The 12,694-nt window shown below is 60.9% G+C and carries 12 protein-coding genes; 6 read left to right on the top strand and 6 right to left on the bottom strand.

The genetic code is table 11. The features are described from left to right. Positions 1–149 precede the first annotated feature (149 nt). Positions 150–518, bottom strand: a complete 369-nt coding sequence (locus L21_RS12780; RefSeq protein ID WP_074370836.1) for a hypothetical protein — start codon at positions 516–518, stop codon at positions 150–152. Positions 519–879: 361 nt separating this feature from the next. Next, a complete protein-coding gene (locus tag L21_RS12775) occupies positions 880–1,833 on the bottom strand; it encodes a TRM11 family SAM-dependent methyltransferase (protein WP_074370835.1) in 954 nt (317 codons plus the stop codon). 325 nt (positions 1,834–2,158) lie between these two features. Here L21_RS12775 and L21_RS12770 point away from each other — a divergent pair, with 325 nt between their 5' ends. Next, positions 2,159–3,400: a Fic family protein gene (locus L21_RS12770; RefSeq protein ID WP_143727311.1), complete on the top strand. Its 1,242-nt coding sequence runs from the start codon at positions 2,159–2,161 to the stop codon at positions 3,398–3,400. 537 nt (positions 3,401–3,937) lie between these two features. Here L21_RS12770 and dnaJ read toward each other — a convergent pair. The 3 genes from dnaJ to L21_RS12755 are packed head-to-tail and all read right to left on the bottom strand — an operon-like array spanning position 3,938 to position 7,444. Continuing rightward, positions 3,938–5,095 (bottom strand): molecular chaperone DnaJ, encoded by a 1,158-nt coding sequence (gene dnaJ / locus L21_RS12765; RefSeq protein ID WP_074370838.1) that lies wholly within the window; start codon positions 5,093–5,095, stop codon positions 3,938–3,940. Positions 5,096–5,100: 5 nt separating this feature from the next. Then, complete coding sequence (gene dnaK, locus L21_RS12760; protein WP_074370833.1) at positions 5,101–6,930, bottom strand: molecular chaperone DnaK; 1,830 nt, start codon at positions 6,928–6,930, stop codon at positions 5,101–5,103. Between the two features lie 4 nt (positions 6,931–6,934). Further along, positions 6,935–7,444, bottom strand: a complete 510-nt coding sequence (locus tag L21_RS12755) for a nucleotide exchange factor GrpE (RefSeq protein ID WP_074370832.1) — start codon at positions 7,442–7,444, stop codon at positions 6,935–6,937. Between the two features lie 301 nt (positions 7,445–7,745). Between L21_RS12755 and purH the strand changes: the two genes are divergently transcribed. The 3 genes from purH to L21_RS12740 all read left to right on the top strand — a co-directional run bounded on the left by purH (position 7,746) and on the right by L21_RS12740 (position 10,462). Then, positions 7,746–9,230 carry a bifunctional phosphoribosylaminoimidazolecarboxamide formyltransferase/IMP cyclohydrolase gene (purH, locus tag L21_RS12750; RefSeq protein WP_074370831.1) on the top strand — a complete coding sequence of 495 codons (1,485 nt, stop codon included), beginning with the start codon at positions 7,746–7,748 and terminating at the stop codon, positions 9,228–9,230. Positions 9,231–9,244: 14 nt separating this feature from the next. After that, positions 9,245–9,688: a GNAT family N-acetyltransferase gene (locus tag L21_RS12745; protein ID WP_074370830.1), complete on the top strand. Its 444-nt coding sequence runs from the start codon at positions 9,245–9,247 to the stop codon at positions 9,686–9,688. 81 nt (positions 9,689–9,769) lie between these two features. Beyond that, positions 9,770–10,462, top strand: coding sequence for a DUF4013 domain-containing protein (locus tag L21_RS12740; RefSeq protein ID WP_256713214.1), 693 nt, complete (start codon positions 9,770–9,772; stop codon positions 10,460–10,462). Between the two features lie 101 nt (positions 10,463–10,563). Here the strand turns inward: L21_RS12740 and L21_RS12735 are convergent, their stop codons facing one another. Next, on the bottom strand, positions 10,564–10,908 hold the full coding sequence (locus L21_RS12735) for a zinc ribbon domain-containing protein (RefSeq protein WP_074370837.1): 345 nt from the start codon (positions 10,906–10,908) through the stop codon (positions 10,564–10,566). A gap of 386 nt (positions 10,909–11,294) precedes the next feature. Between L21_RS12735 and L21_RS12730 the strand changes: the two genes are divergently transcribed. Both L21_RS12730 and L21_RS12725 read left to right on the top strand, forming a co-directional pair. Further along, positions 11,295–11,960 (top strand): DUF4013 domain-containing protein, encoded by a 666-nt coding sequence (locus tag L21_RS12730; protein ID WP_305954485.1) that lies wholly within the window; start codon positions 11,295–11,297, stop codon positions 11,958–11,960. Between the two features lie 254 nt (positions 11,961–12,214). Beyond that, on the top strand, positions 12,215–12,694 hold a 480-nt coding region (locus L21_RS12725), incomplete at its 3' end, for a DUF4013 domain-containing protein (protein ID WP_074370827.1).

Here is a 12,694-nt window from a genome sequence, read left to right as displayed (position 1 = left end):
GGGGGAATACTCCCCCCTCCCCGTCAGCCCCTCCCCCAATGGCGATATCCATGGGAAACCCGCACACGGGCAGGTGCGGCAAAAGAAAAAGGATGACCCCTCAGCACTATCTTACTAAATCGCGCTGAGCCCTGTCGGTCCCCTCCCCTTCAGTGCTTCACACCCCGCTTCTTGAGTTCCTCCGACTTCTTCTTCGAGCACTCCTCGCACCGGAACTCGGGCGCCGGATCGTTCGATTTGTCATAGTTCTGCGCCCGGACGAGGCGGTAGCCCCGGGCGACCTTCCCACAGTCCACGCACCGGACCTCCTCTTTGACCTCCCACTGGGCGGCGAGCGTCTCGGAGGTGAAGATGAACCGGTCGACCCAGAAGAAGCTGAGGCCGCCGATGAGGTTCGCGACGACGGTGGCGGCGAGCGTCCCGAGGCCCGCGAGCCAGTAGAGCACCACGGCGAGGATCGGCGTCGAGAGCTGCCACCGGACGAGATAAAGCCCGTATCGCTTGAAATTTACTTCCACGTATAAAATTCGGTGGGCGACCTCATAAAACCGGGGTCGGCACCAGTACCCTGCTAACGATCTTGAGGAAGTTCCCGTGAGATCAAACCACCGATCGTCCTTCGCACCTCTCGGTGCTCATGCTCTTGTCGTTCCGACAGTCGCACTTCGCGTCCTTCGCGGCTCGAAGCCTACGGCTTCTCAAACTCCTTCCCCAAAGGGGAAGTCGTTCTTCGCGCGAGCTAACCGGAATGGGCAACAATACGGTCTCACGCGAAGAGCGACGGATGGGACATCCGGAGCTTGAGATGCCCGAAGGGTTTCGAAGAACGCGAAGCCGCGAATGCCGGTGCCCGGTGCTGCTGACTTCGCGTTTAAGGCGTCACCCGAGCACCAGGATCCGGCGGGTCAGGCTCTTGTGCACCCGCTGCTCGTGCTCCTGCAGGACGGTGAAGTGGCGGGCGGCGATCGACGTGATGTCGCGGTGCGTGACGACGACCGCGCGCCTCCCGGGCCGGAGGATGCGGCGGATCTCCGCAAGCGATCCGTCGTAGAGCCGGTCCATGCTCTCGGCGCGGATCCTGACCGACTGGCCGTAGGGGAGGTCGGTTACGACCGCGTCGAGCGCCCCGTCGCAGACGGGAACCATCGTAGCGTCGGCGATCATCACCTCTGAGCCCGGGAGGTTCTGCCGGTAGCCGTCGACCATCGCGGGGTCGAAGTCGCTCCCGAGGATCCGGACGCCGATCTCCCGGGCCTCAAGCAGGATCCCGCCGGTGCCGCAGAAGGGGTCGAAGACCGTCTCCCCGGGCGCAACCAGGGAGATGTTGACGAGCGCCCGGCCCATCCGGGGCATCATCACGCCGGGGTGGAAGAACGGCCGGCGCATGGGGTTCCGGACATCGAACCCGCCCCGGTCGATCTTCTGGATGACGCGGCCGAAGTAGCAGCGGTCTTCCGAGACGACGGCGCGGTACTCTTCGACCGGGTCGCGGAGCGATACCGGGCCGGCAATCAGGCTCCCGATCAGCCGCTCCAGGTCGAGACGCTCGATATCCATCCGGGCGCCCTGGATCATCTTCCCCCGGCCGACGAACGGTTTTTCGGTCGTGATGGCAAGATCGCGGAGGAGATCCGTAAACGCCGCCCTTGTGGGTTCGCACTCCCCGAGGTACTCCATCACCACGTGCGTCAGGGCGAGGCGCCCGGCGGCCTCCGGTTCCGGGCACTCGGCGACCGCGACCTGGGCCCGCCGGTCGAGGACGGTTCCCACGCACTCCAGTTCCATGGCCGGGAGGTCGGGGTGCTCGCCGGAGAGTTCGAAGAGGAGCTTCATTCTTATGGTATTGGGCCGGGAGGGGGATAAAGCGGGGGGATGAGGAGTTGATTGGTGATGAGGTCTGTATATCCGACCGGTTGGACTCGAAGCCAGGTGACCACTCAGGCTCCCCGAAACTGTAGAAGCGAGGAAAAAACCCTGTACTGTGGACCGTAGGGATATCGCCACGCGGGGGAGGCGGCTCGCGGGGAGGGGGGCCTGTCCCCTCCCCTGTCTCTCTCCCTTAAGAGGGCATGTAGCCCCCGCCCCTGGGGGCGGGGGCAGTGCGTGGCGATATACAACGGACGGGAATGTCCGGAGTTTGAGCACCGCAGGTGCGAAGGTGCGTAGGCCACCGCGGTCCAGTGTACCAGGATCTTCCCTCGTTCCCGCCGGTTCCATCTTCTCAATCGTAGTCCTGATGCATGAGTTCCGCTGCCCTGAGATACACAGCCCGCTGAATTGTTGGCCGGAATCCCACCCCACCCTCATAATGGGCAACCAGGTTAACCCGGGAATAACCTTTTCATCTATCGAAGCCGAGATGAATGAAGCCATGCCGGAATTGACTGTAAAGACAATCAAGGGCAATAAATACCTTTACCTCAGAGATAAGGTTAAAGTTAACTCAAAATCGCTGCCGCTTTCAGTATACGTCGGGAGACTCGAAACGGTAGCCCGAGAGGATGTTTTATCAAAACTCTCCGTTCTCCATACTCTCAGGTTAACGACATACCTCGATTACCGGCTGGAGCATTACTCCTTCACCACCCTCGACAGAACCCGGGCCGTCGATCTCGAAACTCTTCGTTACTTCTACGGACTTTTCAAGGAGCTCTACCCCGATGAGAGCGAGCGATATATGGATGCAATGTATCTCAGATATGTTCAGGGCACGACGGCGATCGAGGGGAATACCATCAGTCTCCGGGAAGCGCAGGAACTCCTGGAACATAACATCTCTCCGGCCGGAAAGAAGATGGATGAGGTGTATGAGATCCTCAATTTCATCAACCTCCGAAGATACCTCGAGGGGTATTCCGGGGATGTAACTGAGAAGCTCATCAGGAAGATCCACGAAATACTGATGAATGAGGTTCTCCGGAACCCGGGAGACTATCGGAACATCCAGGTAGGCATCGAGCAGGTGGACTACGAACCTCCTCCTGCGATCCTCGTCCCTGAGGAGATGCGTGCTCTCATCGGGTGGTACCGACAGAATAAACGGCACCTGAATCCATTCGAACTCGCGGTAGTACTCCACACAAAATTTGAGATGATCCATCCGTTCGTCGATGGAAACGGAAGGGTTGGGCGGGCGTTGATGAATTTAGTCCTGGAGCGATCCGGTTATCCAACGCTCTACCTGGGGTTGGAAGACCGGGCGGCCTACCTGAACGCGCTCGTGAAGGCTGATGACGGAGATTATGCGCCGATCATTGAAGCGCTCTATACCATCTACAGGGAACAGCACGGGCGTATCGCAGAAGAGGTCAGACAGAAACTCTCCGGCGGCAACAGCAGAATCGAAGAAGAGAACGCCAGGCTCGTCCGGCAGTTTGCTCGATTGAAGAAAGAGGTCTGACATTCCGGCTTCCGGCACCAGATGATACTCATTCTGCAAACCCTTTCACAGTTTCTCCCGTAGTTTTTTCTGCCGTTTACAAATCAGCGCATCTGCATTGAGAGCAGTCTCATACGGGAAGGACGGGGAAGACTCTGGAGGAGAGCACACGGGTATCGCCAGCAAAAACGTGGGCGGGGTGGGGACTATCAGGAGAGCCCTACGCGACAGAGACAGGGGGAGTCTACCCCCTCCCCTGTCTACCTTATACTTGGACGCCTATGCCCCCACCCCACCCGGCCTTCGGCCTCCTCCCCCGCCCCTTGGGGCGGGGGCAGTGCGTGGCGATATCCCCACGAAATCCGTGCCAGGAGATATGCGACTCCTCGTTAGGCAGGGGTTTACGCATTGGTAGATGCGAGTAGCTCCTCCAGGATGTCGTTACTCGCGCTCTCGACGCACGAATCCTGCTATCCCGGCAAATACAGCCCGGCGGCGCGCCCCCACCCGGGCTCACACCAGAACCGTTACCAAAAACCGAAGCGAGAGGAACCCCCCTCACTTCACGGTCTCTTTCACCTTGTCGACGACGTCCTGGAAGAAGCCCTTGCCCTTCTTCGCGCCCTTCGCGGAGGGTTTGTGCCCCTCGATCTCGAGCAGGCGCAGATAGAGTTCGCGCTCCTCATCCGTCAGGCGGTTGGGCACGACGATCCGCACCCGCACCAGCATGTCGCCGGGCTTCGTCTGCCACCGCACGCCCTCGCCCGGGATCTTCAGCCCGGTGTTGTGCTGCACGCCCGGCGGGACATTGAGGACGACCGTGCGCCCGTCGATCGTCTGCACCTCGACCTCGGAGCCAAGCACCGCCTGGGCCGGGGAGATGTCGACCGTCGTCTCCAGGTCGTCGCCCCGCCGGGTGAACGACCGGTGCGGCGCGACGCTGATCTCGATGTAGAGGTCTCCCGGCGGCGCACCGTAATCCCCGGCGTCACCGTAGCCCTCCATCCGCAGGCGCATCCCCGTATCCACGCCCGGCGGGATCCTGACCTTCACCGTCTGCCGGGCACGCCGGTGCCCCGTTCCGCCGCAGGCCTTGCACCGGGTCTCGGGAACCCTCCCCCGGCCGCCGCAGGCGGTGCAGGGCGTCATCCGGACGAAGTTCCCGAAGATGGACTGGCTCATCTGCCGCATCTGGCCGCTGCCGCCGCAGGTCGGGCAGGTGGTGGTCTTCTTCGTCTCGCTCCCCGAGCCGTCGCACTCCGGACAGGGCTCGACGTGGTCGACGCCGACCTCCTTCTCCGTCCCGAGCGCCGCCTCCTCGAGCGTGATGCGCATCTTCATCAGGAGGTCGGCGCCGGGGCGCGGGCCGGCACGCTGCCTGCCGCCCCCGAACCCTCCGCCGAAGAAGGTCTCGAAGATATCACCGAACCCGGAGAAGTCGGCGCTGAAGCCGCCCGAGTATCCGCCGCCGGCGTACGAGCCCTTCGACGCGCTGCTGTAGGCCTCGTGCCCCATATTGTCGTACTGGGCGCGTTTCTGCGCATCGGAGAGGACGCTGTAGGCCTCGTTGATCTTCTTGAACTTCTCCTCGGCCCCCGGTTCTTTGCAGACGTCGGGGTGGTATTTTCGGGCCAGGCTCCGGTAGGCTTTCTTGATCTCCGTGTCACTGGCGCTCTGCGAGACACCGAGGATATCATAGTAGCTGTCCGGACCCATCGACCTCACTCTTTGACTTCGTAGTCGGCATCGACGACGTTATCGTCCTTCTTTGCGGTCTCTTCCGCCTTCTGCTGCTGGGCGGCGGCCGCCTGTGCCTGCTGGTACATCTTCGTCGTCAGCGCATATACCGCTTCGGTCAGGGCATCCATCTTCTGCTTGATCGCCTCGAGGTCGTCGCCCTCGAGCGCCTTCTTGAGGTCGGCGATCGCGCTCTCGATCTTCTCCTTGTCCGCGGCCTCGATCGACTCGCCTGCGTCCTTCATCGCCCGCTCGGCGGTGAAGATCGCGGTGTCGGCGGTGTTCCTGAGTTCGATCTCCTCGCGATTCTTCTGGTCTTCCTCCTCGAACTTCTTTGCGTCGTCCATCATCCGCTGGATCTCGGCCTCAGACGGGCGGGAGTCCTGCGGCTTGATGGTGATCGACTGCTCGTTGCCCGTGCCGAGGTCTTTCGCCGAGACGTGGACGATGCCGTTTGCGTCGATATCGAACGTGACCTCGATCTGCGGGATGCCCCGGGGTGCGGGCGGGATGCCCGTGAGCTGGAACCGGCCGAGCGTGAAGTTGTCCTTCGCGAGCGCCCGCTCGCCCTGCATCACGTGGATCTCGACCGAGGTCTGGCCGTCGGCGGCGGTCGAGAAGATCTGGCTCTTCCGCGTCGGGATGGTGGTGTTGCGCTCAATGAGCTTCGTCGCGATGCCGCCGAGCGTCTCGATGCCGAGCGAGAGCGGGGTCACGTCGAGGAGCAGGACATCTTTCGTCTCGCCGGTCAGCACCCCTGCCTGGATGGCGGCGCCGAGGGCTACGCACTCGTCGGGGTTGATCCCTTTATCGGGCTCCTTCTTGAGAACCTTCTTTATGGTCTCTTGGACGAGCGGGACACGGGTCGACCCGCCGACGAGGAGAACGTGGTCGATGTCGTCGGCGCTCAGTTTGGCGTCGGAGAGCGCCTGCTTCACCGGCCCGAGGGTCGAGTCGACGAGGTCGGCGATCAGGCTCTCGAACTTCGCCCGGGAGAGATCGGTGTCGAGGAACTTGGGCCCGCTCTCCGTCGTGGTGATGTAGGGAAGGTTGATGTTGGTCTTCTGGACGGTGGAGAGTTCGATCTTCGCGTTCTCGGCCGCGTCGCGCAGCCGCTGCATGGCGACCGGGTCGTTCTGGAGGTTGACGCCCTCCTTCTTCCTGAACTCGTCGGCCAGGTAGTCGACGACCCTCTTATCGAAGTCGTCGCCGCCGAGGCGGTTGTTGCCTGCGGTCGCCTTGACCTCGAAGACGCCGTCGCCGAGCTGGAGGATCGAGACATCGAACGTCCCGCCGCCGAGATCGTAGACGAGCACCGTGGAGTCGCCTTCCTTGTCGATGCCGTAGGCAAGCGCGCTCGCGGTCGGTTCGTTGATGATCCGGAGCACCTCGAGACCGGCGATCGTCCCTGCGTCCTTCGTCGCCTGCCGCTGGGCGTCGTTGAAGTAGGCCGGCACCGTGATGACGGCCTTCGCGATCTTCTCGCCGAGGTACTCCTCCGCGTCCAGTTTCATCTTCTGGAGGATCATCGCGGAGATCTCCTGCGGAGTGTACGACTTGTCCCCGATGGCGACCTTCTCGTTCGTGCCCATCTTCCGCTTGATCGACTGGATGGTGCGGTTCGGATTCGTGATCGCCTGCCGTTTCGCGACGTTGCCGACCAGCCGCTCGCCCTCCTTGGAGAACGCTACGACCGACGGAGTGGTTCTGCCGCCCTCGGCGTTGGCGATGACCGTTGCCCGCCCGCCTTCCATGATTGCCATGCACGAGTTGGTTGTTCCAAGATCGATACCCAGAACTTTTTCCGAAACCATTCTGTTATTCCTCCTTTCCTTTAGATACGACGACTTTTGCGCATCTGATGATCTTATCCTGCATACAGTATCCACGGACGGCCTCGTCGATCACGGTGCCCTCCTTCGCATCCGAAGGAACGTAGGCGATCGCCTCGTGCCGTTCGGGGTCGAAAGGAAGGTTCCGGCATTCGATGGGCGCAATACCGTGCCGCTCGAGGATGGTCATGAAGAGTTTCCTGATCTGTTCCACCCCTTCCGTGAGGCCTGCACCCTCGGCTTTCTCAGCCCGCTCGAAGTTGTCCACGACCTCGAGCAACTCCACCGCGAAGTTCTCGATGGCGAACGTCGTACGGGTGTCGAGTTCCCGGGCCATCCTTTTGCGGTAGTTGTCGAAATCCGCTGCAAGACGGAGATAACGACTGTTCAGGTCGTCATATGCCTTCTGCAGTTCTTCAAGCGCCGGAGATGCTGCATCCGCCTCGTTTGCGAGATTCTGCTGCTTCTCGTTTGGTTCGGATGTATCCTCCTTCATACGCCTAACCTGCTTTAAAACGATGTAATGGAGTTGTTCGATTATTTATTGCAATGTGGTTCTATATAAATATTGCGGAACCTGCAGCTATCCGCCTCCGGTAAGATGCCGGATTTTCGATTGGGCATTCATTCGCCGGAATTCTCCCTCCGGTCTCCGGATTCGCGCGAGGTGGGACGTTCTCCGCTCACGTCATGCCGACGTACCCCGTGAGAGGGTCTGCCGTCTTTCCGCCGGGGAAAACGCGGCCGGTTCTGCAGGCAGCGCCAGATATATCTCTCTACCCCTCGTATGTGTATCCATGAAGTGGGCACTGCTGTCTGTCTGGGACAAGGCAGGCATCGTCGATCTCGCAAAGGTGCTTGTCGAGCACGATTACGGGCTCCTGAGCTCCGGCGGCACCGGGGCCGCGCTCGCGGAGGCGGGGATTCCGTTCACCGACGTCTCGACATACACAGGCTCTCCCGAGATGATGCACGGTCGGGTCAAGACCCTCCACCCGAAGATCCACGGGGGCATCCTCGGCCGCCGGGGGATCGACGACGCCGTGATGCAGGAGCACGGTATCGAGCCGATCGACCTCGTGGTGGTGAACCTCTACCCCTTCGAGGCGATGAGGGATGCGGGGCTCGGCATCGATGAGATCATCGAGTACATCGATATCGGGGGTCCGGCGATGGTGCGGGCGGCGGCGAAGAACCATAAGTACGTCGCGGCCGTCATGGACCCCGGCGACTACGGGATGGTCGCGGACGCCGTCCGGCGGGGCGGGTTCTCCCCCGAAGAACGCCTGAACCTTGCCGCGAAGGCGTTCGCACGGACAGCCGCCTACGACGCCGCGATCACGAACTACCTCACCGGCATCGACCGGCCGTTCCCCGACGTCCTCACTCTCCAGTTCAGGAACGGGAGAACGCTCCGCTACGGCGAGAACCCCCACCAGGCGGCCGCGGTCTACGGCGATACCGGCATCGCGGGAGAAGAGCCGCTCCAGGGCAAACAGATGTCCTACAACAACTACCTCGACGTCGACGCCGCGGTCGGCCTGCTGCGGGAGTTCGATGAGTGCGCCGTCGTCATCGTCAAGCACAACAACCCCTGCGGCGTGGCGACCGGCGAGAACCTCCTCGATACCTACATCGCCGCCCGGGAGGTCGACCCGGTCTCGGCCTACGGCTCGATCGTCGCGATGAACCGCGAGGTCGGGGCGGACGTCGCCCGGGAACTGACCGGGACGTTCGTCGAGGTCATCGTCGCCCCGTCCTACACGCCGGAAGCCCTCGAGATCATGAAGGCGAAGGAGAACATGCGGGTGCTCCGGTTGCCCGAGCCGGTGGCTGAGGACGAGGTCCGGAGCATCGACGGCGGCGTCCTGGTCCAGCGGACGGAGCCGTTCCGCGAGGACTGGCGGGTCGTGAGCGAGCGGGAGCCCACCGCCCACGAGATGCGGGCGATGCAGCTCGCCATGAAGGTCTGCCGGCACACGAAGAGCAACGCCATCATCTTCGCCGACGAGGACGCCGTCATCGGGATCGGCGCCGGGCAGATGAACCGGGTCGAGTCGGCGGAGATCGCGGTCAGGAAGGCCCGGAAACCCCTCGCCGGGTCGGCGGTCGCATCCGACGCCTTCCTGCCGTTCCCCGACACGATGGAGGTCGCGGCGGCGGCGGGCGCGACGGCGCTCGTCCAGCCCGGCGGCTCAATCCGGGATCAGGAGGTCATCGACGCGGCAAACCGGCTCAATATCGCGATGATCTTCACCGGTGTGCGGCACTTCCGGCACTGATCTTTTTTTTCGCCATGAAGATCGAACTGATCCGGGATGATAAGAGGCGTTTCCTTGACCTGCTGCTCGAAGGCGACGAGCAAGAGTCGATGATCGATGCCTACCTCGACCGCGGGGATATGTTTGTCCTCTATGACGGCGGCCCGAAGAGCGTCTGCGTGGTGACGTGCGAAGGCGACGGCGTCTATGAACTGAAGAACATCGCCACCTGCGAGGAGTTCCGGGGGCAGGGCTACGGCAGGCGGCTTATCGAGTACCTCTTCGAGCACTACCGGGGCAGGTGCCGTGTCATGCTCGTCGGGACGGGCGACCGTCCCCGTATACTCCGGTTCTACGAGCGGTGCGGGTTCACCGTCTCCCACCGCGTCGAGAACTTCTTTCTCGACAATTACGACCACCCGATCTTCGACTGCGGCGAACAGCTCGTCGATATGGTCTACCTGAGACAGGAGTTCTGACGGCTCCGCGGCCGCGGGGCCTCGTTTCCGCCCAAACAATTATATCCCCCGGCCTCTCTCCACGGCCGGGGTGATATGCGTATGGACTACGGGAGACTCCTCTCCGGGTCGTTAGGCTACACAAAAGACGCTCTCTGGGGCGAATGGGGGCGGTGGCTCATCCTGGTCCTCCTCTCGCTCGTCCAGACGTTCACCCTCTTTCTGCTCCCGCTCTACAACGGCTACATCGTCCGGGTGCTCGCCGGCCGGACGCCCCCACCCGAAGTCGACGACTGGGGCAGGCTCTTTCTCGACGGGTGGAAGCTGAACATCATCAATCTTATTTACCTGATCCCGGTCATCGTGGTCCTGGCCGTCTTCGGCGGGGTTGCGGTCCTCTCCGCCGTAGCGGCGCGGGGGCTCGACAACCCGGACGTATGGGCCTCGGCCGTCGCCGCCGCCGTCACCGGGATCGCGGTTGCGGCTCTCGTCTGGGTTGTCATATCGTTCATCTCCCTCCTCGCGGTCGTTCGGTTCGCCCACACCGGAAGCCTCCTCCAGGCGTTCAACATCGGGGCGATCCTCTCGCAGATCGGGCGGATCGGGTGGGGCGCCTGGATCGCCGCGGTCGTCATCCTCATCCTCATCGGCCTCGCGTATACGGTCGCGACCGCCCTCATCACCTCGCTGCCCGTCCTCGGGTGGATCGTCAACCTCTTCTTGGGGGTGGTCTACGGCATCTTCCGTGCCCGCTACCTTGCCGCGGCTTACGAGAGTGTTCCGGCACGGGGGTAAGGTCTCACGCTTTTTTTGAAGCGGCCATCAGTATTCCTTTGACAGGAGGAGATGCCTCTTCGGCAGGAGGACTACGCCATTTGACGTTTACATGAAAATAGTTAGACGTTAATGAATCTGGATGCATCCTCGCCAGCATTAATCCGTTTGGCAGAGACGTATGCATCGACCATTCCGATAAGCCACCAGAGCGGAACCAACAGAAAGCCGATCAATATCATCAGAGATGCCACACAGAGTACGCCGATGACAAAGTATGCTATGCCTTTGCCAAACTGTCCGTTATACACCTGACCCAATCCCCAGATGAAGAAGGACAATACCACAGCAATGACCGGACTTCTTCTGTTAATTACTATTTCTTTAAGTCGGACTCCACAATTAGGACAGATCTCAGCATTCGGACTGATCAGCTCTTTTCCACACTCCTGACAGTAATTTGCCATAGCGTCCCTCGTAATTTCAGAATTGAGCGTATCCATATTTATGTAGTCCTATTTTTTCTCCTGACGTCTATAAGTACCTTCAAAATATCTGGCGGGCGAGAGCCCGTTTCTGGCGGGAGGGGCCGGTATGCAGCCCCCTCTTCTTTTCGTGTGCCGTCCGACATCTTCCGCGCCCGCTACCTTGCCGCGGCTTACGAGAGCGCTCCGGCGGCGGGGTGAGGAGAAACCCCGGCGCCTGCCGGTACCGCGCTGCCCCGGATCGGGAAACCGTTCTCAGTCGGAATTGCTCCATTCGTATCGAAATGATTGCTCAGTTTCAGCAAAAGGAGGCTGTAGATTGAGCGATTATGGCAACGCTTTTATACCATCTTATCTCACAATAAATCGTGGGTGAGACACCTATGGATTATGGAAACATGCTGAGCGATTCGTTCAGCTATGCAAAGGACGCAGTCTGGGGCAAATGGGTCCAGTGGATCCTGCTTGCCATCAGCACGATCATATTCCCGCTCATCATGGGATATATGGTCCGGATTTACAGCGGCGTGAAGCCGGCTCCCGAGCCGGGGAACTGGGTGGGAATGTTCATCGACGGCCTGAAACTCCTCATCATCGGCATCATCTACGCCATCCCGCTCTTCATCATCATGGCTATCTTCATGGTACCGGCGTTCATGGCAGCCAACGGCGGAGACCCCATGCTCGCCCTCGGGTCGATGGGCCTCGGCCTCCTGCTCGTGCTTGTCGTCGGGATCCTCATATCGCTGATCTCGGCGATCGGTATCATCAGGTTCGCAAAGAAGGACAGCATGGGCCAGGCGTTTGCCTTCGGCGCCATCCTCGAGCACATCGGAAAGATCGGCTGGGGGAGTTACATCATCGCCATCATCGTCCTCATAGTTGCCGGGTTTGTCTTCGGTATCATCGCTGGCATACTGGGCATGATCCCGGTCCTCGGCTGGCTGATCATGCTCTTCCTGTACCCCGTCTGGTACATCTTTGCGGCCCGGTACATGACCCTGATCTACGAGAGCGCTCAGGCACCGGCCTGAACCCCACTTTCTTTTCATAACGCCGTCCGGAGTGGTTCCCGGTGCCCCGGGCACGGCATACGGTATGGCGGTTGCCGGAATCCTCCTTTATATATGCTATGCCGCTCCGGTCGCCGTCAAACGGATCTGTGCCGGAATTAGACGATTTTTCCGGGTCAAAATATCCCTTTTCTGGAAAGGGATACAGTACAGTTTGAATTTTGACCAATACGCTTATATATAAAATTCTCAAATTTAACAAAGGTGGTACATCTATGGACTACGGTAATGTGATCTCCAACTCGTTTGAGTATACCAAGGAGGCCCTGGTCGGAAAGTGGATGCAGTGGGTCATCCTGGCCGTCATGGCGCTCGTGCAGACCTTCACGGTCTCCCTGATCCCGCTGCTTTCGGGCTACGTCGTGCGGGTGCTCGCCGGCAACACACCGGCCCCCGAGATCGACGGGTGGGGCAAGCTCTTCGTCGACGGATGGAAGATGAACATCATCGGGCTGGTCTACATGATCCCGGCGATCCTGATCTTCCTCGTCCTCGGCGGCCTCAGCGTCATTGCAGGCATGGCTACGACCGACCCGGCTGCGGCCGGCGCCGCGATCCTCGGTGCAATGGCAGGAGCCTTCCTCGCCTTCCTCGTCGCGATCGTCATGGCGTTCATCGCCCTGTTTGCCGTTCTGCGGTTCGCCCACACCGACAGCGTCGGTGAGGCGTTCAACTTCAAAGCAATCTTTGCGCAG

The sequence above is a fragment of the Methanoculleus chikugoensis genome (assembly GCF_900095385.1).
Taxonomy (GTDB): domain Archaea; phylum Halobacteriota; class Methanomicrobia; order Methanomicrobiales; family Methanoculleaceae; genus Methanoculleus; species Methanoculleus chikugoensis_A.
This window is presented reverse-complemented; position numbering and strand designations above follow the sequence as displayed.